This is a genomic window from Anaerobiospirillum succiniciproducens DSM 6400 (assembly GCF_000482845.1).
GTDB classification, from domain to species: Bacteria; Pseudomonadota; Gammaproteobacteria; order Enterobacterales; family Succinivibrionaceae; genus Anaerobiospirillum; species Anaerobiospirillum succiniciproducens.
Genome location: NZ_AXWV01000062.1, coordinates 1 through 25,518 on the forward strand (window position 1 = coordinate 1; position 25,518 = coordinate 25,518).

16 protein-coding genes and 1 rRNA gene are annotated in these 25,518 nt (G+C 44.2%); 13 read left to right on the forward strand and 4 right to left on the reverse strand.

The window, feature by feature from the left end:
• The coding region (locus H524_RS15075; RefSeq protein ID WP_483756914.1) for a flagellin N-terminal helical domain-containing protein at window positions 1–508 on the reverse strand (508 nt) is incomplete at its 3' end.
• A gap of 235 nt (window positions 509–743) precedes the next feature.
• Entirely contained in the window at window positions 744–1,727 is a 984-nt protein-coding gene (locus H524_RS0108750; protein ID WP_027939946.1) for a flagellin N-terminal helical domain-containing protein, read from the reverse strand.
• A 662-nt stretch (window positions 1,728–2,389) separates the two neighbouring features.
• Here H524_RS0108750 and tyrS point away from each other — a divergent pair.
• The 9 genes from tyrS (at window position 2,390) to fliJ (ending at window position 18,276) form a co-directional block, all read left to right on the forward strand.
• Entirely contained in the window at window positions 2,390–3,580 is a 1,191-nt protein-coding gene (gene tyrS, locus H524_RS0108755; protein ID WP_027939947.1) for a tyrosine--tRNA ligase, read from the forward strand.
• A 324-nt stretch (window positions 3,581–3,904) separates the two neighbouring features.
• Window positions 3,905–4,573: a ribose-5-phosphate isomerase RpiA gene (gene rpiA / locus H524_RS0108760; RefSeq protein WP_027939948.1), complete on the forward strand. Its 669-nt coding sequence runs from the start codon at window positions 3,905–3,907 to the stop codon at window positions 4,571–4,573.
• 745 nt (window positions 4,574–5,318) lie between these two features.
• Window positions 5,319–6,650, forward strand: coding sequence for an exo-alpha-sialidase (locus tag H524_RS0108765; RefSeq protein WP_027939949.1), 1,332 nt, complete (start codon window positions 5,319–5,321; stop codon window positions 6,648–6,650).
• A 2,280-nt stretch (window positions 6,651–8,930) separates the two neighbouring features.
• On the forward strand, window positions 8,931–9,437 hold the full coding sequence (gene fliE / locus H524_RS17735; protein WP_245580454.1) for a flagellar hook-basal body complex protein FliE: 507 nt from the start codon (window positions 8,931–8,933) through the stop codon (window positions 9,435–9,437).
• A 22-nt stretch (window positions 9,438–9,459) separates the two neighbouring features.
• Window positions 9,460–11,409, forward strand: coding sequence for a flagellar basal-body MS-ring/collar protein FliF (fliF, locus tag H524_RS15080; protein ID WP_052339011.1), 1,950 nt, complete (start codon window positions 9,460–9,462; stop codon window positions 11,407–11,409).
• Between the two features lie 418 nt (window positions 11,410–11,827).
• Entirely contained in the window at window positions 11,828–12,925 is a 1,098-nt protein-coding gene (gene fliG / locus H524_RS15085; protein WP_044121879.1) for a flagellar motor switch protein FliG, read from the forward strand.
• Between the two features lie 997 nt (window positions 12,926–13,922).
• A complete protein-coding gene (locus tag H524_RS0108790) occupies window positions 13,923–15,488 on the forward strand; it encodes a FliH/SctL family protein (protein ID WP_027939952.1) in 1,566 nt (521 codons plus the stop codon).
• Window positions 15,489–15,947: 459 nt separating this feature from the next.
• Window positions 15,948–17,393 carry a flagellar protein export ATPase FliI gene (gene fliI / locus H524_RS15090; protein ID WP_211232167.1) on the forward strand — a complete coding sequence of 482 codons (1,446 nt, stop codon included), beginning with the start codon at window positions 15,948–15,950 and terminating at the stop codon, window positions 17,391–17,393.
• Window positions 17,394–17,817: 424 nt separating this feature from the next.
• A complete protein-coding gene (gene fliJ / locus H524_RS0108800) occupies window positions 17,818–18,276 on the forward strand; it encodes a flagellar export protein FliJ (RefSeq protein ID WP_027939953.1) in 459 nt (152 codons plus the stop codon).
• A 205-nt stretch (window positions 18,277–18,481) separates the two neighbouring features.
• Here the strand turns inward: fliJ and H524_RS0108810 are convergent, their stop codons facing one another.
• Entirely contained in the window at window positions 18,482–19,540 is a 1,059-nt protein-coding gene (locus H524_RS0108810; RefSeq protein ID WP_211232165.1) for a DNA cytosine methyltransferase, read from the reverse strand.
• A gap of 386 nt (window positions 19,541–19,926) precedes the next feature.
• Here H524_RS0108810 and yfcE point away from each other — a divergent pair, with 386 nt between their 5' ends.
• Together yfcE and H524_RS16615 are read left to right on the forward strand one after the other, a co-directional pair.
• Window positions 19,927–20,550 carry a phosphodiesterase gene (gene yfcE / locus H524_RS0108815; protein WP_027939955.1) on the forward strand — a complete coding sequence of 208 codons (624 nt, stop codon included), beginning with the start codon at window positions 19,927–19,929 and terminating at the stop codon, window positions 20,548–20,550.
• A gap of 628 nt (window positions 20,551–21,178) precedes the next feature.
• Window positions 21,179–22,660 (forward strand): SMI1/KNR4 family protein, encoded by a 1,482-nt coding sequence (locus H524_RS16615; protein ID WP_052339012.1) that lies wholly within the window; start codon window positions 21,179–21,181, stop codon window positions 22,658–22,660.
• A 286-nt stretch (window positions 22,661–22,946) separates the two neighbouring features.
• Here the strand turns inward: H524_RS16615 and H524_RS0108825 are convergent, their stop codons facing one another.
• Complete coding sequence (locus H524_RS0108825) at window positions 22,947–23,306, reverse strand: hypothetical protein (protein ID WP_044121872.1); 360 nt, start codon at window positions 23,304–23,306, stop codon at window positions 22,947–22,949.
• 347 nt (window positions 23,307–23,653) lie between these two features.
• Here H524_RS0108825 and H524_RS15100 point away from each other — a divergent pair, with 347 nt between their 5' ends.
• On the forward strand, window positions 23,654–24,736 hold the full coding sequence (locus tag H524_RS15100) for a DNA cytosine methyltransferase (RefSeq protein ID WP_044121873.1): 1,083 nt from the start codon (window positions 23,654–23,656) through the stop codon (window positions 24,734–24,736).
• A gap of 585 nt (window positions 24,737–25,321) precedes the next feature.
• Window positions 25,322–25,518 (forward strand): 16S ribosomal RNA (locus H524_RS0108835); the annotation flags it as partial.

Sequence of the window (25,518 nt, forward strand, 5' to 3'; positions counted from 1 at the left end):
CAACTTGGAAGAAATATTCCCATCGGTTTTGAGCATTAGGTTGTTGACCAGCAACTGGACGCATGAGACCATTAGTTACGTTCTTACCGCCATCAAGAACCTGAGCGCCTGCAAAGGTGGTCTTCTGAGCAATACGAGTGATCTCATCTGATAAGGCGTTAACTTCCTCTTGGAGAGCCTGACGATCTTTTGCTGTGTTGGTACCGTTAGCGGCTTGGACTGCAAGGGTACGGATACGCTGCAGCATGTTGGTGGTTTCGTCGAGGGCACCTTCGATGGTTTGAGCTAAGGCGATACCGTCGTTTGCATTGCGGTTGCCTTGGTTGAGGCCATTAATCTGGGCAGTTAAGCGATCGGAGATCTGCAGACCAGCTGCGTCATCCTTGGAGCTGTTGATACGAAGACCAGATGAAAGTCTTTGGTATGAGGTATTCAGCGCAAGAGTGGAGTTGGCAAGCTTGCGCTGGGCGTTAATAGAGCTAACGTTGGTATTAACGTATAAGGCCATATTTCTCGTCCTTGTTGTGTCCAGCGCTTTTTAAGCGCTTACCGTTTACATCAGATGCGACTCTACAAAATCATGTCACAGTGACTTTTTAAGGTATTGGACTTTGTTGTAGAGCTTATCAATGCATTCTCAAGCAAACTAAGCAGTATGTTTGAGAATGAACTGATTGCTCGTTGTGTATAGCAGCATAGCCTTTGAGGCTATGCCGCATTTAAGTAGCTATCGCTACAAACTACTATTGACCTAACAGGTTAAGGGCAACAGTAGGACGCTGGTTAGCCTGAGTCAGAATAGTCTGAGAGGCCTGCTGAATAATCTGGTTCTGAGTTAAAGCAGCGGTTTCAGATGCAAAATCAGTATCGCGGATACGGCTGCGTGCATCAGATTCGTTCTCAGAAATTGAGCTCTGATTACGAATGGTACTTTCCATACGATTTTGGATTGCGCCTAGGGCCGCACGCTTAGAATCCACGGTTTCGATGAAGCGATCGATGGTGTAAAGAGTACGCTGAGCAATACTTGGCTTATCAACAACCCAGTGCCATGTATTACCGTTTACAGAAAGACCAGCTAATGCATAATTACCTTGGATTTTGTCAGTAGCCTTAGTCAGCTGGGCCATTGCGGTAATGCCTGCCTGAGATGCAATGCCTTTCATGGTGAAAGCACCGCATACAAGGGTAATTTCGTCCTTGGAATTTGCGCCCACTTGGAAGAAGTATTCGTACTGCTTCTTATTGGCTGCAACGTTACCTTGGCCTGCAACTTCACGCATAAGACCGTTGGTAACACCAACGCCACCGTCAAGAACCTGTGCGCCTGCGAAGGTAGTCTTCTGTGCAATACGAGTGATTTCGTCTGATAAAGCGTTTACTTCTTCTTGAAGGGCTTTGCGGTCTTTTTCAGTGTTGGTACCGTTAGCGGCCTGAACTGCAAGGGTACGGATACGCTGCAGCATATTGGTGGTCTCGTCGAGGGCACCTTCAATGGTTTGACAGAGGGCAATACCGTCGTTTGAGTTGCGGTTGCCTTGGTTGAGGCCATTAATCTGGGCGGTTAAGCGGTCGGAGATCTGCAGGCCGGCAGCGTCATCCTTGGAGCTGTTGATACGAAGACCAGAGGAAAGTCTCTGGTATGAGGTATTCAGCGCAAGGGTGGAGTTAGCAAGCTTACGCTGAGCGTTAATAGAGCTAACGTTGGTATTGACGTACAAGGCCATTGCATTTCTCTCTTATTCAGTGAAGTGCTTTTGTCTCACGTTCGTGTTGTGAAAAGACGCATTTTTTTTTTGCGTTTTTACAACTGGTTAAGTCACTTCGTCATTACAAATGCTTTGTAATGAGTCTTACTTAAAAATTCTATTGACTCGGCTTTGTGCCCAATTGTTTTTAGAGGGCATATAAATGCTGTTTTTAGAGAGCATTTGACGAGTTTTTGTACGTATACTGCAAAGGCTGTGCCTAGTGTTTGAATGACTTGTAAAGCTTATGTTTATGCGGTTTGTAGTGGGTGACGTCATAAGTTAGATGGTGCTTTACGCATCGATTATAGTTAATACTTTCTATCTGACATGTTGGGTGCGCATAAGAATGAGATTTAGCGATTAGATGGTCATTTGACGGGATTTTGTAGGCAATGTGCTATACTCTCGCTCTGAATTTGTGTATTTGGCTGGTATAGAACACTTATCTTTAGGCAGCACAACGTTTCTTGCACTTTGGTCTTGCAGAGGCGGGCTTTGTCTAAAATCTAGTTTGTTGTTAGTAAGTGTCTGTACTGGTGTTTTGCTGAAGAGCATCAATACCGTCATAGCAAATAGTACTGTGCTTAGTTAGCAGTACTTAAAGTCTTGACGTGAGTTGGTGCATACAGGAGTTTCAAATGGTAGCGGTTGAAGAGGCGTTACGCGAGATTTCTCGCGGTGCTCAGGAAATCATTCCTTTAGATGAGCTTAAGAAGAAGCTTGAAAGCGGTCGTCAGCTTATTATCAAGCTTGGCATGGATCCTACTGCCCCTGATATCCATTTAGGCCATACTGTAATTCTCAACAAGTTACGTACTTTCCAGAACTTAGGTCATAAGGTTGTGCTTATTATTGGTGACTTCACAGCATCTGTGGGTGACCCATCAGGTAAGAATGCAACCCGTCCGCAGTTATCACGTGAGCAAATCATGTATAACGCACAGACCTATGCAGAGCAGGCTTTTAAGGTTTTAGACAAAGAGAAGACTGAGATTCGCTACAACTCAGAGTGGCTCGGCGCTTTAGGCGCAGAGGGCACTATTCGTCTTGCCTCAAAGCTTACTGTAGCCCGTATGCTCGAGCGTGAGGATTTCACCAAGCGCTATCAATCAGGTCAGCCAATCGCAATTCACGAGTTCTTATATCCACTCTTCCAAGGCTATGACAGTGTTGTCTTAAAGGCAGACATTGAGCTTGGTGGTACTGATCAGAAGTTTAACCTGTTAATGGGTCGTGAGCTTCAGAAGGATGCAGGTTTAGAGCAGCAGTGCGTACTCATGATGCCTCTGTTAGTTGGTCTTGATGGTGTCAAGAAGATGTCAAAGAGCGCCAACAACTACATTGGTGTGCATGACGCTCCAAATGAGATGTTCGGTAAGATCATGTCCTTAAGCGATGAGCTGATGTGGTCCTACTTCGATCTGCTCTCATTCCGTCCATTAACAGAGATCGAAGAGTTCAAGCGTAAGTGTGCCTCTGGTGAGATGAACCCACGTGATGCTAAGTTCGAGCTTGGCCGTGAAATCGTGGCTCGCTACCACGGTCAGCAGGCTGGTGATGATGCTGTTAATGGCTTTATCAATCAGTTTGCTAAGGGTGCACTGCCTGAGGATATCGAAGAGTTCACATTCGAGAATGTAACTTCACTGCCTAACATGCTCAAGGATGCTGGCTTAGTTGCCTCTACTTCTGAGGCTATGCGTATGCTTAAGCAAAACGCTGTTAAGTGCGAAGGTGAAGTTATCACCGATCCTAAGATGGAAGTTGCTAAGGGCACTGCAGTTTACCAAGTTGGTAAGCGCCGTTTTGCTCGTATTACTGTTAAGTAATACTAAGCCATGTACAGCATGATGTGCTTGATTGAAAGACAGTCTTGATACATGGGCTTATAGATTTATCATGCCGCCCACCTCTACTTAAAGTATGGTGGGCGCTTTTCATTGTGCTTAATTAAGCGCAATGGTATCTCAACAAGGCTTACACTTAACATAAGTGTTTTAGTTAGCAAGACTTCTTTATCCTGGCACTAAAAGGTTATTAGCACGCACCTTTAAGCATTAAGGTGCGTGCCACGTCTGACCGCTTGCTAATAAACTCAAGGCTTGTTGATTGACAGTGATGACAGATTATTAATACCAAGCAGAGGTTTTATCATGGCAAAGACTCAGGATGAGTTAAAAGAGATGGTTGCTCAGAAGGCCTTAGAGTTTATTCCTCAGAATGCAATCTTAGGCGTAGGCTCAGGTTCAACTGTAGTTAAGTTCATCAAGGCTATTCAGGCTAATGGCATTAAGGTACAGGCTGCTGTTTCAAGCTCCAATGCAACCACCAAGTGCCTCGAGGAGATCGGCGTTAAGGTTCTCGATCCAAACACCTGCGAGCCATATGACGTTTACATTGACGGCGCTGATGAGATCAATGAGAACTTTGACATGATCAAGGGCGGCGGTGCTTGCCTGACCCGTGAGAAGATTTTAGCTTCTATGGCTAAGACCTTTGTTTGTATCGTTGACAAGTCCAAGCTCGTTGACATCTTAGGTAAGTTCCCATTACCTGTTGAGGTTATCCCAATGGCTCGAGAGCAGGTTGCTCGTACCTTACGTGCTTTAGGCGGTGAGCCAAAGCTTCGTGAGGGCTGCATTACCGACAACGGTTGCGAAATCTTAGACGTACACGGCTTAAGTATCACTAACGCCGCTGAGCTTGAGGATAAGATTAATGGCATTCCAGGTGTAGTAACTGTTGGTCTGTTTGCTCACCGTGGTGCTGATGTTGTCTTATACGCAACTGATGAAGGCGTTCACGAGAAGCGTCGTGCTTAATTAGATGGTAAGACGCAAAGTCTTACTTCTTAAAGGGCTAACTTAGTTAGCTCTTGATAAGGGTCAAAGCTGCAGCTTGTGTGGCTTTGGCCCTTTTGCATTTTGAACAGCATGTTTAAAGCTGCGGTAGCCTTTTGCTGATAGCTGATTGTTGATTGATTATTGGTGATTTGTAATTGCTTTTGCTTTCTATTGGATGGCTGGTGTTTGCGCTGACTTGCCTTTGGATTAGCTCAGTTGAGGGGCTTTTGTAGCTTGGTGGTGGATTGACATGATGTATTTGAGTGCTGATTTTGTGTTTTAGTTGAGGAAAAAGGCGGTTTATTTTTGTTGTATCTCAATCACAAATTATTACTTTTGCTATCTTTCGAGTGAAAATTTGTAGTGTGCATCAATATAGCTGGCATAATATACACAATGGCATGCTGTTACTTGTTAATATGCTATTTGCATCAGACCATCTACTTAATTTTGCGATCTCTTTTTTTGTAAGAGAGTTTAGTTTTGCTTTTTTGAGGTGGTAACCATACTCTCATGAGTCTATAGACTTACGTGGTATTTGCTTGTGGTGAGCTGCTACTGTCTACGTTTGAGAGCTGGCATAAAGTGCCTAAGTGATGCTGAAGTTAGCTTGACTGGTTAAAATGCTGTGTGCAGGGGTAGTTGCTTTTTGCAGTGCTCATGTACAGCTTAAGTAGCTAACTGTTTTTAAGTTTTTCTCTACTGTTCATGTAAGGTGGTAGCTATGGTCAACGTTCATGAAGTGTTTAGCACTTCTATTACTCTCGATGAGATTGAGAAGGCCGACCGCGATAGTACAAGTGTAGATGAGGCTGCATCTGAATGTCAGCGAATTTGCCATGCTGGTACTCTGCTACCTCTTAAGCATGAGCATTTCCATCATGTCTTTATTCCGTTTAGCCCAATGCTGTGCGCATTTTACGCAGGCCCAAAGTGCTCAAGCGGTGAAGCTGGTGAGACTTGTATCTACGTAGTTCGTATTGAGGCTGACGGCTCTCATTCATCTGTGCAGAAGTTAGACTGCCCAGAGCTCAATCAGTCCAAGAACTGCACTCCTGTACTCTTCTATCTCAACCAAGGTGTTGAGATGCGTGAAAGACGCTTTAAGGAAGGTTTAAGCCACAATCGTTGCGTCAAGGGTGACATTACAACCTCAATTGATCGCCTGATGGATGATGTGCAGAATGCAACTCCAGGTACACGTATTAGTGCCGCTGATGATGCCGTGATTGCTCTTGTTTACAAGGCTGGTCCATTAAACGAGACTCCAAGATCTTACTTATCTGTTAGCTGTGATGATGGTAAGAGCTTTGTAACTCCTCGCAAGGCAGTTGAGGGTGGTGATGTAAAGATTCGTGGTCCAGTGCGTACTAAGCCTTTCTTATTTAGAAAAGGCCCATTTGCAGGACGAGTTCTCTTCCCATCTTCAGTAGAGTCTAATGCTGGCCCTGCATTCGTTGATTACACCGATGATGATTTACGCACTGTAAATACCTCTAACTCAATTGACCCAAGTGCTGTACAGGTTGAGGCTAGTGAGAAGTCATTTGTAGCTAAGGGTGTAATTCAGGCAGCCTTGTTTGAGGACCTAGGTGTTCACCAGGCTGATGATAACGATCTGCAGCAGCTGACTGAAGATGAGTACGAGGCCAAGAGCTGCGTTGTCCACATGCTTATGAGTGCTGCTTGCTCTCAGATGCACGTAGCTGACTCATATGATGCTGGTGCTAGCTTTGGTGAACCATACCCAATTGAGCTTTATAACTGCTTAGCCGGCGTTGATTGTGTCACTTACATGAACCGTCTGTTAGTTTGCGGTAAGCTCACTACAGATCCAGTGAAGGCTAAGACTAAGGAAGACTCTCCATTATCCATCTACATGTCTAAGGACGGTGTTCACTTTGAAGAGCTGTTACGCCTCGAAGATGATCCAAAGGGCACCTTCACCTCTCCATACATGCAGGTAGATCGTCGTCACCACCTCCTCTACGTTGCTTACACTGACCATAGAAAGGCAATCAAGATCCGCATCTTCCGTATGCTGGTCACAAAGTAAGCACTAAGAACTAAGGCAAATTACAAATTTCTTAAAAGCACTATCGGCAGCCAAGAGCATGGTCTGTTGATAGTGCTTTTTCTTTTTCTGCAAATTGGTTCCACTCAATTTTCTCCATTAGCCCTCAACGGCATGGCGCTAAGCATTTGATAAAGTAAGAGTAGCAAGCATTGCTGCTTCTATGAACGCATAGATCATTTTGACGGCGCAACTTGTGGCTAGGTTTTGACGTATGGTGAAGTTGATAGTTAAAGATCATCAATGGAGTAGGTTCTATCTAAATCAAACTAAAACTATCGCATTAAAACCATAGTCAGGATTTTGGCTAGATACTGAAAATTAAGCCTGCAGATCGCATAAAAGCTCATTAAAATCTTGGATTTGGCAAAAGATTTAGCGTGATAACTATTTGTTGTTGTTTCCTTGCGATCTGTCAAAAGAGTGAAGCTCTTAAAGTAGGCTGTTGAGCCCAGTACAGCTGGCAATCATTGTAGCGCTGAGTTGAGGCCGTTATATCTAAGGTGTGAGTGGGCTTGGTTAGGAGCTGTGGTGCTACTTAGCTTTTTACTAAGTTCAAGTGAAGTTAAGCGTCTGTCTCTGGTGGCTAGTTCTGAGCAAACTCATGTACAGCGGGAGGTGCTTGAGTGTCTGGAGCCCATGTACTAGCTGGCTTTGCATGGTGGTGAGTGGTCGTTGTTTAAGGATTGGGAGTGTACAATCAGTTGTGTACTTTGAGCTTTTGCTTGGTGGATTTGGCGGGAGCTTGGGATTGTGGCGTAGTGTTGAGGAAGCCGTGGTTGTTGAGGGGCTGCGGCGGTAGACAAAATGATGCGAGTGGTTGGGTGCTTGGCTTTGGTGTGGTAGTGGCTCAGGATTTAGTCAAAAGTGTGAGCGGGGTCAATGGATGTGGGGCTTTTGTTAAATTTGAATGAGAAATTGTGGTGGATGTGAGCATATGGTCATTTTTATTGTGCAGATGGGCTTTGAGTGTAAAGATTTATGGGGGTTTTAGTGGATTTTGGGGTGGAAAATTTCACGATAAGCGGGCAAAAGGTCGTACAAGTGACCGATTTGGTGCGTTTGTAGCTAGTCTGATAATTTGAAAAATGGCTTGTTTATGGGGATCTTAGTTCGGGTATGTATATGTTGTAACTAGGTAATTTCAAAAAACTGTGAAGCTTCACACATTTTTAGCTTGTATACTCGTATAATGCCACGATCCAAAATTTCAGCTACTTTCTTTAGTGAATGCTAAGTGAGGCATTTGACTAAGAAAAGGCTCTTTGGTTTAGCAACTTGGTTAGGCCTGTTTTGATTAGGTTTTACTTTTTGTTGCGCTCTTTAGGCTTTGCAATAGCCTTAGCTTGCTTTTAACGTGGCTAAGTTATTGTGCATATGCTCTTAGTACTCTTGTGTTTGTTTGCTTGAATAGCACTGATGCGGAGCATTTGCTATGCACTACGCTGCGTCTTTTTAACAAAGACGTGAGGCCTTCAGCGTTTTATAAACTAAATATGCGCTTGTAGCCAATAGAGTGGCTATACTGTGCGCGGAGTCTTTGCTGTAACTGCTTTTAAAGCAGATAGCTTGGTAGTCAGACTAGAGAGTCTTTATATTTTGCTTGCATGCATTGAATGCATGAAGCTTGGTTTAAAGCCCCAAGTTGTAGATTACGAGACTTTGGATAACCGATTTTCGCCTGTGTGGCTTTTACTAGTGGCCTGATAGTTATTTTTCTAACGTCACTTGTTTGAGGCTATACAGCTAGCACTTAAGCTTGTTAATGACATGTTTTAGACATGAGATAAAGCTAGTTGCTAGAACGTTACGTAGCGTTGCAAGCATTTAAGATAGCAATGCCCTTTGCTAAGCCATTGGTGCACAAAGTTGCGCCTTTAAGCTTAGCTATAGCTTTTGTGTCTTAAAATACGTATGATTTGCAGCCCTCAACTGTTTAGTTTGTTGCAACTTCCTCAATGCATAAGCTCATTAGTTCTTATCGCCTTTGGGGCATCTGTAATTTGCGGTATTAAATTTTGTTTGAACGTGATGACAGATGGTTGGCTAGCTACATGGTTGGATAAGCGATCAAAATCTACAATTTTGTAGGTTTTAAAAGCCTGAAAACGCGCTTGGAAAAGTGATTGTTTTTGCGGTTAAAAAGCGTCGAACTAGTGTTTATAAATCGCTTGCATATGCGGTTTGTTCGTTGTGGCACGCTTTTTGACTTAAGTACTGTCAGACTTGATTTATTCGTCATATATCTGACAGGAGCTAACAATGGCAATCGATCACATCTCTAACAGCTCGCTGATGTCACAGCTTGAGCTGATGAACAAGCAAATGAGCTCACTGAGCCAGGGTGCATCTCGCGGTGTTCCACAGGGTAACTCCGAGTTTGGTTACATCGGCGGTCAGAGCCCATTTTTCAATGGTGACAGTGCTGCACGTGCTTTACGTGATCAGGCAAAGGCAACTGTTAACGGTGCCATGAACTCAGGTGTTGTTAATAACAACAATGCTGACAAGGTTTACCAGCCAGCTTACAGCGCAGGCCAAACCGTTGGTGAGTTCAAGCAACTGTTAAAGGATGCATTTGAGAACGTTAACATCATTCAGAACGAATCAGCCTCCATGGCTCAGCGTTTTGACGTAGGTGACCGCTCAGTTACCTTAGCTGACGTTATGATTGCATCTAACAAGTCAAGCTTATCTTTTGAGGCTACTTTACAGGTTCGCAATAAGTTGGTCGATGCATATCAGACCATCATGCAGATGCAGATTTAGTCTTTTTCATAAAGGATAGAAAATGTCAGACAATTCATTCCCGGTGGCTGCTAATGGCAATCAGCAGGGGCAGAACTCCACTGCTCTTGTCGATACCAATGCCTATGATGCCGGTCAAGCTCAGAATACTGATCAAGTCTCTGCAGATGCCGTCCAAGACCGTCAGGACGGGGATGATAGTGAGAATCGCATCGGCGGAACCGTTGGTAATACTGTAAATACCGAGCCACAGCCTACTGATTTTAAGAATCGTGTAGGTGAGTTCCTGCGCAATGGCGAAATTCTGCGTAAGCTCATTATCCTTGGCTTCTTAGTGTTGTTCTTAACAGGTGCTGTATTCGGCCTGTTATCACTGCAAGCCAACAATAGTGCAGCTTCACAGCGTTCTATCGGCCGCTACACTCCAGAAGAGTTAGGCAAGGTCATCGATTTCTTAAGCCTTCAGGGCTTTAACTACACCTTAAACGGTGACAGCGTCCTCGTACATGTTGATGATTACGCCATGGTACGTGAGGCAATGCTGCGCAATGGTGTAGCTATCAATAAGATTGCCGAGCAAGATGCCCTCATTATGAAGGACAACGGCTTTGGCGTATCTCAGCGTCTTGAGTCCGAGCGTATTAAGCATAGCCGTGAGCTGCAGCTTGCTAATGCCATTACCCGTATTAACGGTGTTGAGCATGCAACTGTGCTTTTAGCTATCCCACGCGATAACGTATTTGCTCGCTCACAGCAGCGTCCATCTGCAGCAGTAGTTGTAACTCTGCAGCAAGGTGCTTACTTATCACCAGATAACGTAAACTCAATTCGCTTCACTGTATCCTCCTCAGTTCACAACATGTTAGCTAAGGACGTTACAGTTACCGATCAGCACGGTCGTTTACTTAGCGACAACACTGGCGCTAATGCCAATGGCGAAGACCGTCTGCAAAAAGAATTTGAAATGCGCACCCTGCGCGAAGCTCAGTATCGTGACAAGCTTGATACCATTCTCCGTCCGATGCTTGGCGAAGGTAACTACTCTGCTGAAGTGGATGTAACTTTAGACACCACTATCGAAGAGGAAACCCGTCAGTTCTTCAACCCAGATAATCAGGCTGTACGTTCCGAGACCTTACGTGAGGAGATCGGCGGCAAGGAAGAAGGCACTCCATATGGTGTACCAGGCTCCTTATCTAACCAGCCTCCAGCTAACGCTACTATTCCACAGCAGCTGCGTGATGGCACCGCTATGGAGAGCGATAGCGCTAAAGACAAGAATGAAAACCGTGAAGCAGTACGTAACTACGAAGTAGACACCACTGTACGTCACACCATTCGTCCAACTAACTCAGTACAACGCCTGACAGTATCCGTAGCAGTTGACTACTTACGCCAGACTGGTGCTGATGGTGCTGTAACCTATGTGCCTCGTACACAAGAGGAATTAGACAAGATTGCAGCTTTAGTACGCGGCGGTTTAGGTCTGAACGAAACTCGTGGTGACTTTGTAAACGTAGCTACTATCGAGTTCCCTCATAACGACGTAACCCCTGCACTTCCATGGTGGCAACAAGAAGCATTCTTACGTATCCTGCGTATTGCTGGTGCTGTGCTCATCATCCTGGTACTGGTTGTATTCGTGGTTCGTCCTATGGTCAACCGTCTGCTCCGTGGCAAGTCCGCTGCCGACATCGAGCTCGAGCAACAGCTTGAACTTGATAATGGCTCCGCTCTCGGTGGTGAAGATGATCTCAACCTCATCGCTGCCCAGAACGAGCTTGCTGACCAGATTTACAACATCAACCGTGAGGGTGGTATTGAGCTGCCTAACCTCCACCGTGATGAAGACCTGCTCAACGCAGTACGTACTCTGGTATCCAACGAGCCTCAGCTCTCTGCTGAAGTACTCCGTGACTGGATTAATTCAGACAGCGCTGACAAGAAGGATAAGAAGAAGGGCAATAAGGCCGCAGCCGCTTCAGGCTTATAAACTAAACTTCAGTGCCTCGCTTAGAGGCACGATAAAAGGCGGAGCCCATGCTCCGCCTTTTGGCAATCTAAGTACTTGTGCTCTGATGCTTAACATTGAGATGAGCAAGATGGATTTAGTACAATATAAGATTGCAACACACAGTTTTCAGAAGGCTGTGTTCATCTAAGTGTCAATAAATAGATAGTATTCTTTACTCTTCTTTTAGTGACAGCTTATTTGAGTTTAGCCTTCTGCAAATTGCAGCGTTAGTAGTTAAAGAATGCTCTTTCTTTAATTAAACGCAAACAAGGATTTCTTAAAGTAACGTCAAGCTACTGACAGCTGCCAAGGCACTAGGTTTAAAAGAGCTTTGGTCTAGAGTTGTTAAGTAAAGACGCAACTTATTTGAGGTTATTTTCATATGTCAGACAGAGCTATGGTACGACAGGGCGGAGCAGGTCCGCAGAGCTTTCCAGTTACTCCTTCCTCGAGCAACGGATTAGAACTGTCAGACGATGAGAAGATGGCTCTTGAGAAGCTGTCAGGTATTGATAAGGCAGCTATCTTAATGCTCTCCTTATCTGAGGATGATGCTGCTACATTATTCCGTAACCTGCAGCCTAAGCAAGTTCAGAAGCTCGGTATAAGGATGGCTGAGCTACAGGACTTCAACCAGGATAGCGTTAACGCCGTTCACAAGACTTTCCTGACCAACATTACCAAGCACTCTAACATTGGTATTGGTTCTGAAGACTTTGTTAAGAACGCTCTGGTTGCAGCTCTTGGTGAGGATAAGGCTAACAACCTCGTTGATCAGATCAACATGGGTTCAGGCTCACATGGTCTTGACTCCCTCAAGTGGATGGATGCTCGTCAGGTTGCTACTATCATCCAAAACGAACACCCTCAGATTCAGACTATCGTTCTGTCTTACTTAGATCCAGAGCAGTCAGCTCAGATTTTAAGTCAGTTCCCAGAGACTGTACGCTTAGACTTAATCATGCGTATTGCTACCTTAGAAGAAGTTCAGCCAGCTGCGCTGCAGGAGCTCAACGAAATTATGGAGAAGCAATTTGCTGGTTCTGCAGGTGCTCAGACTGCCAAGATTGGTGGCTTGAAGTCAGCTGCAAACATCATGAACTACCTCGACAACACCACCGAAACCCAGCTTATGGATGCAATCCAGGCTCAGGACAAGGAAATGGGTCAACAGATTCAAGACCTCATGTTCGTATTCGAGAACCTGGGTGGTGTGGACGATCGTTCTATTCAGACCTTGCTGCGTGATATTCCTAACGACGTTCTCGTTAAGGCCCTCAAGGGTGCTGATGAGACTCTCCGTGAGAAGTTCTACACCAACATGTCTTCTCGTGCTCGCGAGTCCCTCAAGGAAGACCTCGAGTCCATGGGCCCAACCAAGATTTCCGACGTGGAAGCAGCACAAAAGGAAATCCTGGCCATTGCTCACAAGCTCGCAGACTCCGGCCAGATCATGCTCTCTCGTGGCAACGCCGAAAACGACTTCATCGAGTAATAACTGTTTATCTGGTGCATACATCTTGTTATGCACCTTCGAGCTTACTCAAGTCTGTGCTTGCACAGAGTTCTGCTTCAAAGGCAGCCTACAAGGCTGCCTTTGTTATTTATACCCGCCAAACACCGTTATCAAAAACAATTACACCTCAAACACCTCCCAAAAGATTCCACTAGCAAAGCTCGTCTGAATCATCATCAGCAGCGATCGCAAACTCTCTTACCCACTAAGCCTAATGCTTTCAATAGCAACCGACCATCTTTAGGCACAAGCAACTGAGCCTCTGCAGCTACAAGCAATGGCCCTGTTGATGGACAAGCAATCGACCCTCTTTAGGTACCAACAATCAAGTTGCTGATGGCACAAGCAATTGCTCCGATCTCAGGCACCTTATCAAGATGAATTTTGCAAGCTAAGCATTAGCAATAGCAGATAGAGTTTTTGCTTATGGTCGTAAGTCGATGAATTCAAGCTCCACTGTAATGGGTCGCAAATCTTTAAAACTGCCAAGCTAAGCTGTCAGAGGCGGTGCAGCTGCGGCTGCAGGTTATGCATCTGTCGTAGTTGTTGAGCTGAAAACTTGTGCATGTGTTTATGGGCTTATGTTTTTTGACACTTTAGCCTCAAGGCGATTATCGTTTGATGTTGTAACTTGAATCCTTTTATAAATGGCTTATTTATCGGCTGTATAAGCAATGGCTTGCTTGTTGCAAATGGAGCATAATGCTTGCTCTATCTAAGTTTGAAAAACCATATATTTTGCTGCAGCAAGATTAAGTTTTAATCTTGTCAGGCTATGGTTTTAGCTTAGATTAATAGCACTCCTTAATCGCATCATGATAGGCAACATCGTCAGGTGCTTATCGACTCAAATTGAGTATGCATATCCTTAAGGCAATTAGTTAGCTTTAAGGTAGATAAAGGCTATTCTTTATCGGTGAGGGTGCGCATTGAGAGATATTGATACAAGGCAGGCTATCTTTAGGAGTTTTCAGTTATGCCTAACCCACTCGGCAAAAGTGACCACGCTTTTGGTTCTTTGAATGACAAGATTGACCCAAACAGTGTTGTTGAGTCAGTCAAAGAAAACACTCATCCAATGACCTATAAAGAAGCTACTGTTATGCAAGGTGCTGCCACCAAAGGCTTTACCCCAATGCAGTGGCCTTTATTTGATGATGGTAAACCAGTTTCTACCAATGCCATGGGTTATGAGGTAGGCGGTTACTTCCGTCGTCACCAAGAGGCTATGCGTCTTGCTAAGGCGGAAGCTGAGCGTAAGGCTGAAGAAGAGCGTCTTGCAGCTGAGCAAGCCGCTATTGAAGAGGCTAAGCGCAAGGAAGAAGAAACTCCAACCATTTCTCTTGAAGAGCTTGAGGCTATTCGTAATGCAGCTCGCAACGAGGGCTACACCGAGGGCTTAAACAAGGGTCATGAAGAAGGCTACCAAAAGGGTGTAGAGCAGGGCAAGGTTGATGGCTATGCTCAAGGTCTGCAAGAGGGTAAGGAAGCAGGCTACCAAGATGGCTTCCGTGTAGGTCGTGATGATGGTTACACCAAGGGCCAAGAGGCTGGTTTAGCTGCAGGTTCAGATATTGTAACTACCCAGGCTGACCGTTTCCGTCACTTAGCAGATATGTTGGCAAACCCTTTACGTGAGTTAGATGAGCAGGTTACTGACGAGACCGTTTACATCATCTCTCGTTTAGCCAAGGTGCTGTTAAAGCGTGAGTTAATTGCTGATGCCGATTTCTTAAAGGGTAGCATCGAAAAGTGCTTTAACATGCTCCCAGAGGCCAAGAAAGGCGCTGAAATCTTACTGTCAGAAGACGATTATGCTCTGATGGTTGCCTCTATTGGTACAGATTACATGCAGTCACAGGGCTGGGACTTAAAGCCATCTACTTCCGTAAAGCACGGTGATGTAGTGGTTAATACCAAGGTTTCTTCAGTGCAGTGGCGTGCTGATGACCGCATTGATGCTCTTATTTCAGCTTTCTTAAGCGGTTCTGCTGATGCTGTAGCTTCAGCTCGTAAAGAAGTTATTGATGGTGCTCCAGATTATGATGAAGCTCCAAGAAAGCCAGTAGCACCTCCACGTGACTTAATGGGCATGTCTGAGCGTATTGTTGAAAACATGCAACGCATGGCTCCAAAGCCACATTTTGCTGACGAAGCTGAGCGTAACCTTGCTGCAGCAATGGGTCAGGAAATTGAAGACGACATCGATCCAGATGCAGCAGAAGTTCAGGCCGCAGCCTCTTTAGAAGGCCAGGTTGATATGGGGGCAGCCCCTGTAGATGCAGGTGCTATGGATCCACACGAGGCAGCTCGCCAAGCTGCACTTCAGGCCGCTCGTGACCAGTTAGATGCTGTTCCAGGTACTAACTACGGCGGTGCTGGTCTTGAGGACGAAGAAATCCCAGATGCTCATGCTGAGCAAATCGGCACTATGAGCCCAGATATGCAGGCAGCAGCTCAGGCTCTGCAAGGCGGTAATCAAGGTCAGGTAGTTGAAGGCCGTGGTGCCGCAGCCGCTGCAAGAGCCGCCGCAGCTCAGTAATATAAAATTATTGAGACATGGCTGCATGCAGCCATGCTCTTAACTAAAGCTAATGCATGCCTAAGTCAAAGCTATAAGTGCCATTAATTATGAGCCTTAGAGCTTTTGACTAAACATTTTTTTTTAGCTCATAACCTTAAGCTTTAAATGAGGTCTTCCCATCAAGATGACCTTAATAAACTTTAGCTTATGAGTGCTTAAGCACCAAAGTGTTTAGCTTATCCTAACGACCTAAGTCAGGCAAAAACAAGTTAAAGCCTAGATTCGATCTTGCACTAGGCATATGGCTAATAGTGCATTGTTAAAGCCCAAGTGTATCTCTTGAGCTTGCTCATGCACGACAATGACTATCTTTGCTTGTCAATAAGTGTCAAAGCACTTAAGCTTGCTATCTTGGTTAAATAGGACCGTAGCATTCAATACATTTGGTGTACAAACCGACAACGTGAGAATTTAGAGATCATGAATAATCTTTTATCTCGCCTTAAGGCGATTGATCTTCCTGATACAGAGATGAGCCCTCAGATTGTAGGCAAATTAACACGTGTTGTCGGTCTGACTTTAGAAGCAGTCGGTCTTAAGGTTGCTATTGGCGACCGCTGCCGTATCAAACTTGACAAAGGTGATATGGAGGCCGAAGTAGTAGGCTTTGCAGGTGAGACTATCTATCTCATGCCTACTGAAAAAGTTGAGGGTGTTACCCCAGGTGCTGCTGTATACCCAGTTAGCGGTATGAAGGAGTTCCCTTTTGGTACTCATCTTTTAGGCCGTGTTATTGACGGTATGGGTCAGCCAATTGATGGCTTAGGTCCACTTGCCAAAGGTAATGCTGCTCAGTGGTCATCTTCACGTTTAAACCCAATGGCTCGTCGTCCAATTCGTAACAGCTTGGACGTAGGTATTAGAGCAATTAACGCACTTTTGACCGTTGGACAGGGTCAGCGTATGGGCCTGTTTGCAGGTTCTGGTGTGGGTAAGTCCGTAACCTTAGGTATGATGACTCGTGGTACTACTGCTGATATCGTAGTGGTAGGCCTTATCGGTGAGCGTGGTCGTGAGGTTAAAGAGTTCATTGAGGACATCTTAGGCGAAGAGGGTCGTGCTCGTTCTATCGTAGTAGCAGCTCCTGCTGATGCCTCACCTCTGATGCGTCTTAAGGGTTGTGAAACTACTCTGCAGATTGCTGAGTACTTCCGTGACCAAGGTTATAACGTACTGCTGCTTCTCGATTCTTTAACCCGTTATGCAATGGCGCAGCGTGAGATCGCTCTGGCAGTGGGTGAACCACCTGCAACTAAGGGTTATCCACCATCAGTATTTGCTAAGCTTCCAGCCTTAGTAGAGCGTGCTGGTAATGGTTCAGAGGGCCAAGGCTCGATCACTGCATTCTTCACCGTTTTAGTCGAAGGTGATGATTTGCAAGATCCAATTGCCGATGCGGCTCGAGCTATTCTTGACGGTCACATCGTGCTCTCTCGTGAGCTTGCTGATGCCGGTCACTACCCAGCTATCGACGTTGAAAAGTCCATCTCTCGTGTTATGCCAGCTGTTGTAACCGAAGAGCATATGGTAATGGCCAGAACTATTCGTCAGTGTTTAGCTCTGTACAACCAAAACCGCGAGCTTATCTCCATTGGTGCTTATCAGCGTGGTTCTGATCCTCGTATCGATCAGGCTCTGATGATTAAGCCTTATATCGATCAGTTCACTGAGCAGGGCATGAAAGAAGTTATTCCATTCTCTGACAGTATCGATGGCTTACGTAAGCTCTCCATGATCTTAATTGACGATGCTCAGAATAAGGTTAACAACATGCAGCAAGGCCGCATGATGCCTCCACCTCAGCGTCAGCAAGGTGCCGCACCAGTAGCAGCCCGCATGTCCTTTGCTCCGCGCAATCAGTAAGTAGATTCGAGCCAAGCAAAGTCTAAAGCTAAAGTTACAAGCAAAGTTACAAGCTAAAATCACAAGCTTTGCCTTTCAAAAACAGTTTCAAAAGCCCCGCACCTCTCGTAGGTACGGGGCTTTGTCGTCTTTAGATCATGAGGTTGTATCTTGTTGGCTTAATAGTTGCTCATTGCAGATCTATGGTGTCAACTTTACGCCAAAAACCGCATTTACATGCACTACAAGTTATCTTGCCCATGCTTTAGCAACAGTATCCAGGTCTGCAACCGAAACTAGACTTGCAATCGCGTCAGCGATTACTTAGCTAGTGATGCAGCTAGAGTATCCGCTACTACGGCTAAAAACATAGAACGTATTTGGTAGATAATGATAAGAGCGTAGGTTTTAAGTTGAGTTTGACTTAATCTTATTAAGGTGAGATATGGCTGCTGATAGAGCTTTAAGCTTAGTTAAAGACAAGCGACAGAGAGACGAAGAGAAAGCTCTTGAAGACTGGGTCTTTTGTCGTAATCAGGTAAGTAATTACGAAAATCAGATCCGTCAGGTTGAAGAGTTTCGTATGAACTATATCTCTGAAATGCAGGCTGAAGGTCGCAACGGTCTTACTGGCACCAAGATCTTGGCTTACCAAGCTTTTATTGAAAAGCTTGATAACATTGCTGTTAAGCAGCGCCAAGAGCTCAAGCGTTTAGAAATGCTCACCGAGCAAAAGCGTCAGATGTATATGACTCGTCAAAAGGAACGCAAGATCATTGAGAAGCTCATTGAGCAGCAGACTCAAAAGCGTCTCAAAGAAGAGCTGCGCAGAGAGCAAAAGATGCTCGACGAGTTTGTTGTATCCTCATATACTCGTCGTCAATCCTCACAAAACGAGTATTAACAGCCACAAAGCTAATCCCCACCTCTTTAAGCTCAAGGCCTTTGGCTTTGAGCTACATCGGACCATCCTCACCATTAGTCTCAATTCACGAGCAATCTATCTTAATGCTGACTGATGCAACTGCTGCATGGCAGTCATTGCAATAGCCAAATCCTGTGCTTTTTCTAGCAGTTAATTGCTCCAATACCTTTGCTTTTAGTCAGTTCTAAGCTGTCTCTACGGATGCTTCCTGCAACATTTGGTTTAGCTGCTTGCCAAGTATATAAGCAAGCTTGACAGGAACTGCGTTACCAATTTGACGCAGAGCTGCACTTGCTCCTCCAGTGACTACATAGTCGCTAGGAAAAGTCTGAACAATTTTAGCCTCGTAAGTTGACATATAGCGTACCGATCCATCATCAAAACGGATCATGTTCTCACCACCTGGAACGCCGTGGACACCAGCCTTAATGGTCTTTGCTGGTTCATTAAGTGGACTACCAGTGTGACCTTCATAAATTCTCGCGCCGCTACGCAAGATATGATCTACCTTGAACGTTCCATCTTGATCAGGCTCAGGAATGCCATTAAGCGCCTCGCCTAATGTTACCCAGGGCATGAGATTGTCTGAGATCCGTTCAACACGATTGTTAGAAGCATTATTAGCATGGGTTGGTTTCGGAAAATCCCACTTGACCTTGAGATCGTTGCGCACACCAACTATAAAGACACGCTCACGGCGTTGCGGTATCCCATAGTCGGCTGCATTGAGCAGCTTATAGCTTACGGTGTATGAGACAGAGCCATAGTTGTTAAGATCTATTTTCTCAAGCCTCGCTTTGTGCGTTTGCCATGGTTCATCATCCGATCTTGGCTCCAAAGGATAGGTCAAGGTGAGCAAGATGTATTCAAAGTATTCTTGAAAGCTTTTGCGCACCAATCCCTTCACATTTTCAAAGATAAAAGCCTTGGGGCAGCATTGAGCAAGGATGCGAGCTGTATTAGGGAACATATCACGCTCATCATGGTGGGCTTTTGATATACCTCCTAGAGAGAATGGCTGACAAGGAGGGCCGCCTGCCAATAAATCTATACCAGCAAAAGGAGTGGCATCAAAATCACGCACGTCACCCTCAAAGACAAGATCGGGATTGAAGTTTGCTCGTAAAGAATTGCAAGCTTGATGATTGAGCTCAACTAGATGTACAGCCTCAAAGCCTGCTAACTCAAGACCTTTAGCCATTCCACCAAGGCCTGCAAATAACTCTAAACTTCTCATCTTCATTAAGCGCACCGTGCTTTGCTCAAGGCATTGATAAAGACAAATCATGCTTAATAAGAGCTGCTAGCGCTACTCTTAACAAGCTCAATTGACAAACAATAATCACTTGAAATTAGGGCTTTATATTTTACAGCTGAAGAGAATTGATAAACCACTTAGTGCAGATAACTTTGAAGATGCTCTTTTTCATGCGGTTTAATAAGTGTGATGAGAGAGTTTTGGAAAGAAAAGTTAAGATAGTTGTTCATTATTGGTTATTAGCCATATGCATCGCTAGCATAGTCAATTACAATGCTAAAAACTATTTTTCTGGTGGCTAGATAATCAATGGATATACGTTAAGCACAGATGGCCGCCATATTCCCTTTTTCGATGATAGTGGAGTGTGTATGAGATACCTAGTGATTTCAGATCTGCATGGGGATGCAGCTGCTATAACCAAGGCTCTGAGCTACTTTGATAAGTACAATTGCGATCAGTTGGTTACTTTGGGTGACATTCTCAACCATGGTCCTCGCAATCCAATTCCAGATCAGTATTCCCCACCAAAGGCAATTGAGCTTTTAAATGCCTACAAGGATCGTGTCATTGCTGTTCGTGGTAATTGCGATGCTGAAGTTGAGTCTATGCAGCTGAGCTATCCTTGCAATGCCCCATACGCTTTTATCTTAGTTCCAGATCCAAATGCTAAGGCTGGTGAAAAGGCAAAGCATCAGCGCATCATGCTCACTCATGGTCACTTATACAAGATCGATCACGAGGATATGGAAAAGGCAGTCTCAATGCGTGAGAAGCTTGGTCTGCAGGAGGGAGATATTGTCCTAAGTGGGCATACCCACGTTGCAGGCTTCTTTGAGAAGAAAAATGGTCTTATCAATGCCAACCCAGGCTCCACTACCCTGCCAAAGGGTGGCACTCAGGCAGGCTTTGGTCTTATCTTAGAAGACCGTATTGAGCTTAGAGCTCTGCATACTGATGAGCTTGTAGCAACTCACATGTTACGCTTCATCTAATCTTTAGCGCTAGGCAAAGACGCTAACATTATTAACATGAGCTGCAGTATATCTATCCAATCTGCAGCTCATGGCTAACCTCTCTATTTGATAGCATCTATCTGCTAATTGTTCCCACCTATTAATAATCCTTTCAGGTCATGTGATTTGAACAGGCCAACATCTAAAGTTTCAAAGCTAAATGTATTTGCCTAAAAAGGCTCATTGATGATTCATGCCGTCATCTTCTGATGAAATCTTTGCGCCATATAGGCAGTCATAACCTGACTGTGCAATCTAAGTGTTGTTAGATTAAAGAACTTCACATCCCATACAACTTACAACTTGTTTAGCGTTTTCAGCTTATAAAAGTGCCGTTTACCAGGCTTATTGAAAAGAAATGAGTAGCGATCACAAGAACAGCAATAAGATCGTTAAATACATTGTGAGATCTGGCAAGATCAGAGTTAGATAGTGCAGGGACTAGCTTTCCATTTGCTATAAATGAACGTAGCTAAGCAACTTCAAATCTTTGGGCTTGCTAAAGTTATGAAAGCTTTTTAGTCAGCACAGCATGGTGTCATCAATGTGACAGATTGCTTAGGTTGTTAATTACTCACTTTATATACGAAGGTGTAAGGGGATTAGGATGTTTGAGTCCGTAGATTTCGATAAGTTCTGGGATGATAGTGAGTATAGTTCTAAAGAGTTTTGTGAGCCTTTACCTACAGCAACTACTATCGCTGAGGTTGAGCAAGAACTGAACGTTAAACTTCCTAAGTCCTACATCCTGTTTATGAGTGTCAAGAATGGCGGTGTGCCAGTAAATGACGCTTGCCCTTGCTCTGAACCAACCACCTGGGCATCAGATCATGTAGCTATCAGCTCGTTCTTAGCCATTGGTAAAGAAACATCTTATTCATTACTTGGTCAGTTAGGCTCTAAGTTCATGATTGAGGAATGGGGCTATCCTGATATTGGCGTGGCTATTTGTGATTGTCCATCTGCTGGACATGACATGATTTTTCTTGATTACAGACAATGCGGACGTCACATGGAACACGGTGAGCCGCAAGTAGTGCATGTTGATCAGGAAGATGATTACAAGATTACTTTTCTTGCCAATAACTTTGAAGAATTCATCAGTAAGCTTGTTCCTCAAGAGAACTTTGATATAGATGAAGAAGAGGTCACCTTCAAGTTGCTGCAGGATGTGAAGAACTCACCTTTATGGCCTGAGCTCAAAGAGTTAGTCAATAAGAGCAGTAATCCAATTGCTGTTAATCATTGGCTCAGATCTATTGCTAAGGGAGCAGTACAGGAAAACGGTACTCTTGTACCTTTAGATGATCAGTTATCAAGAAGATTCTTTGACATCATCATGATGATCGAATCAGAGAGTGACACTACAGTGAAGCTTTCTCAAGCGCCGATCAAATGGTCTAAGATTATTGCAGCTGGTATTGATGGCTGCACTGATGACGATGTCTTAAGATCGATCTCAGCTTGGCTGAATAAGCGTATTTCAGATGGCGAGATCATTAACAACGAGAAAGCTGATGAGCTGCAGTTATCTGACGCTTATTGTGAGTATCTACAATCACAGATTGCTGCAGTTGCTGCCTCACTGCCAACAGATCCAGATCAGCTAGCTGACTTCTTTATTGAGGATGGTAGACATCGTCAGATCATTGAGGCTTTTGAGTTACTGCCAAAAGATCAGCTAACAGTGGATTTACTTAGCCTTAAGGCGGTGGCGCATAACAATGTAGGCGAGCACAAGATAGCCTATGAGCTGTTATCGTCCATTGATGATATCTGCACTGATGAGGCAAAACATGCATACCGCAAAGGCTTTGCTTTGTTCTTTGGAGCTAAGCATTACTGTAACTCTCAAGCACTTGCAGCAAAACAAGCTAATTGCTATTTCTCGCTAATGCTCAGTGCTTTAGACCTGTTTAAGTATGCCATTGCAAATGGCTCAGGCCCTGTAGTTGAACAATGCAAGAACTTTGAAAAGTCAATTCGCTTTGAGGTTAGAGAGTTTTACGGTCGTGAGGCAGAAGAGCTAAAGAGTGCTTATGATCCACTGATCGCTTTTGAGAAGCTAGCTTCGGGCAGACCTGCTTAGAAAAATACTAGACAAGCATAGGCGCACCACTGGCTTATGGGAGTACTTATGGGTTGGTGCGCTTGTATGAAGTGAATTCAAATGCCGCTTAGAGGACTTAAGCGGCAGATAGGCTAATGTTCTTTTAAAGCCATAGGCTGAAGCAATGCCAATGCCATGGGCTTAAGCAATGCCTGCATCCACAAGCTAAAGCAACGCCTAAAGACCATGGGCTGAAGCAATTTTACAGGCATAGGATAAAGCAACGACTTAGACTATCAAAAAGATATAGAAGAAAGCTTAAGAGCTACTCCTGCCTTTGCTGCAGCTTGCTAATCTCTTTTTGAGTGTTTGAAATACGCTCTGTTAGTAGTTCACGGCAGCCCACTAGAAACTTCTTTAATTGAGCTAGGCTTTTAGCATCATTTTTAGGTATGGAATCCAAGAATTTAGCCAGATCTTGAGTATGGTGACAGCGTTCGTAGTCGACAGGGGTACTAAGATCGATAGCAGCTTTAACTGCTGCTGTAGAGGTATTGTTTGCTGAGCTAGTAGTATTTTGCTCAATAGTTTCAGCTGAAACTACATTGTAGTCACTGCTTTGAGATGCCATGCAGTTAGAAGAAAGAAGCAGGGCTGCACATATACCTAAAATCGGCTTAATCATAAAAATGTCTCCAAGAGTCGGCAAGACTCTATTATGCGCCTCAATTCCTAGCTAAAACATAGCAGGTAACAATTTTGAAATAATAAGAGCATGATGTCGATTAGCTTAAGCGGCGCTAATGAGTATAAATGTGGGTCTAATCTGTTGCGGTAGAGGGGGTTGAGCAGGATAAAGCGCAGATATATGAGAGCGAATCTTTTTGTTCACAAAAGATGAACTAGTTGAGTTTTTGGGCGTAAAATTTATATTAGTAACCTGTTTTAGAACAGCTACTAGTATTTAAATATGGCTTAAGGATTTTTCATACCTTATGTTCCTTGCCTTTAGTAAGGAAGCTCTCATTATCAATGAACTACTCAGTAATTTCTTTATTTTCAGGTGCAATGGGACTTGATCTTGGTCTTGAACAGGCTGGTCTTCATGTTGTTGTTGGTCAAGATTTCGAGCATGATTGTGCTGAAACTGCAAGACTGAACAATAAGCATATAGTTGAGGGAGACATTCGCGGTATTACGGCTAAGCAAATGCTTAGCTCAGCAGGGCTTCAAAGAGGTGAGGCCTTTTTAGTATGCGGCGGACCGCCTTGTCAGCCATTTTCTACGGCAGGTAAAAGACTAGGTATTGAGGATCCTAGAGGTTCTTTGTTTAAAGACTTTGTTCGAATGATTGAGGGGATACATCCTCGCTTTTTTCTTATGGAAAACGTTAGGGGTATTGTATCTGCAAAGCTAAGTCAACCATTGCCTAATGCAACAACAGTGCTTGATGTTGTACTAGAAGAGTTTGCCAGTCTTGGATATAAGACTATTTATGGAGTATTGGACTCAGTTAACTACGGAGCCCCTCAATTTAGAGAAAGACTCGTTATAGTTGGATCTCGAGACAATGAGGATATCTTTCTTCCTGTGCCTACACATTTTCAGCAGCATCAATGTCTAGAATATCGATGGCATACGTTGTCAGATGCAATCAAAGATCTCGAATCTAATCCCGGAGCTTGCGCAACTTTTAGTGCTAGTCGAGCTGCATTTCTTGATCTAGTGCCTGAGGGCGGAAATTGGCGGTCTTTACCTGAGAACATGCAATCTGAGGCTATGGGTGGTGCCTATGCATCAGGGGGCGGAAAGGTTGGGTTCTATAGGAGACTGTCTTACAGTCAACCATGTCCAACGGTTGTAACATCACCTGTTCAAAAAAGCACAATGCTATGTCATCCAAAATTTACTAGACCATTGTCTGTAAAAGAGTATGCACGTGTACAAGGATTTCCTGATAGTTGGAGTTTTGCAGAAACTGTCTCATCTCAGTACAAGCAAATTGGTAATGCAGTTCCAATTATGCTCGGAAAGGCTTTAGGTCAAATGCTTATTTCAGTTGCCTGCCAAACACACACAATCCAGACTAAGAGATCTGTACTAAAGAGAGTCTAAGCAAAATAAGACTCTATGAAATCTTAGTGTTGTGCCAATATAAAGTTGCTTAGTTGAGTTGATGGTTAACTCAGGGCAAATACATAAATGCGCATATGATAAAGCTAGTATGGTCCAAACATGTTTAACAACATTAAGAGCATGGTCTACGGCATGTGAAATCACTAAGATCTGCTTATCTACACTATCAAGCAAATAGATTGAACAGCGTTTTTTGTATTTTATGGCGCAATTACCATGCAAAAATAGTTAATGGAGCCATCAGTTTTTAGCTTTGTTAAAAAAATCTTTGATGTGATTTTGGTCACAAAATGCGATATATATGCGGGATTTATAGGGGTGTTCGTGTAGACTTATAAGTCCGCGCTTAAAAAAGTTTTAAAAAAGTGTTGACGTGGTGTTTGAAATCATTAAAATACGTCCTCGCTGAAACGCACTAAGCGATTCGGTAAACAAAGCCAAGCGCTTTGTAGTTCTTTAAAAATTTAGGTACAGACAATCTGTGTGAGTTCTTAGTTAAGGACTTTGAGTTTAGCCAACATACTTAGTAGCTTAGTTTAAAGCTACAACTTCAAACGAATCATTAAAGTGAAGAGTTTGATCATGGCTCAGATTGAACGCTGGCGGCAGGCCTAATACATGCAAGTCGAACGGTAACAGCAGAGAGCTTGCTCTTTGGCTGACGAGTGGCGGACGGGTGAGTAAGGCTTGGGAATCTGCCTGGTAGTGGGGGACAACAGTTGGAAACGACTGCTAATACCGCATACTCCCTTCGGGGGAAA

What these genes read in the sequence shown, in the direction of transcription:
- fliG (WP_044121879.1), top strand. Translation starts at nt 11,828, where the DNA reads ATGGTACGACAGGGCGGAGCAGGTCCGCAGAGCTTTCCAGTTACTCCT.
- tyrS (WP_027939947.1), top strand. Translation starts at nt 2,390, where the DNA reads ATGGTAGCGGTTGAAGAGGCGTTACGCGAGATTTCTCGCGGTGCTCAG.
- yfcE (WP_027939955.1), top strand. Translation starts at nt 19,927, where the DNA reads ATGAGATACCTAGTGATTTCAGATCTGCATGGGGATGCAGCTGCTATA.
- H524_RS0108750 (WP_027939946.1), bottom strand. Translation starts at nt 1,727, where the DNA reads ATGGCCTTGTACGTCAATACCAACGTTAGCTCTATTAACGCTCAGCGT.
- H524_RS16615 (WP_052339012.1), top strand. Translation starts at nt 21,179, where the DNA reads ATGTTTGAGTCCGTAGATTTCGATAAGTTCTGGGATGATAGTGAGTAT.
- H524_RS0108790 (WP_027939952.1), top strand. Translation starts at nt 13,923, where the DNA reads ATGCCTAACCCACTCGGCAAAAGTGACCACGCTTTTGGTTCTTTGAAT.
- H524_RS15100 (WP_044121873.1), top strand. Translation starts at nt 23,654, where the DNA reads ATGAACTACTCAGTAATTTCTTTATTTTCAGGTGCAATGGGACTTGAT.
- H524_RS0108810 (WP_211232165.1), bottom strand. Translation starts at nt 19,540, where the DNA reads ATGAAGATGAGAAGTTTAGAGTTATTTGCAGGCCTTGGTGGAATGGCT.
- fliJ (WP_027939953.1), top strand. Translation starts at nt 17,818, where the DNA reads ATGGCTGCTGATAGAGCTTTAAGCTTAGTTAAAGACAAGCGACAGAGA.
- rpiA (WP_027939948.1), top strand. Translation starts at nt 3,905, where the DNA reads ATGGCAAAGACTCAGGATGAGTTAAAAGAGATGGTTGCTCAGAAGGCC.
- H524_RS0108825 (WP_044121872.1), bottom strand. Translation starts at nt 23,306, where the DNA reads ATGATTAAGCCGATTTTAGGTATATGTGCAGCCCTGCTTCTTTCTTCT.
- fliE (WP_245580454.1), top strand. Translation starts at nt 8,931, where the DNA reads ATGGCAATCGATCACATCTCTAACAGCTCGCTGATGTCACAGCTTGAG.
- fliF (WP_052339011.1), top strand. Translation starts at nt 9,460, where the DNA reads ATGTCAGACAATTCATTCCCGGTGGCTGCTAATGGCAATCAGCAGGGG.
- H524_RS0108765 (WP_027939949.1), top strand. Translation starts at nt 5,319, where the DNA reads ATGGTCAACGTTCATGAAGTGTTTAGCACTTCTATTACTCTCGATGAG.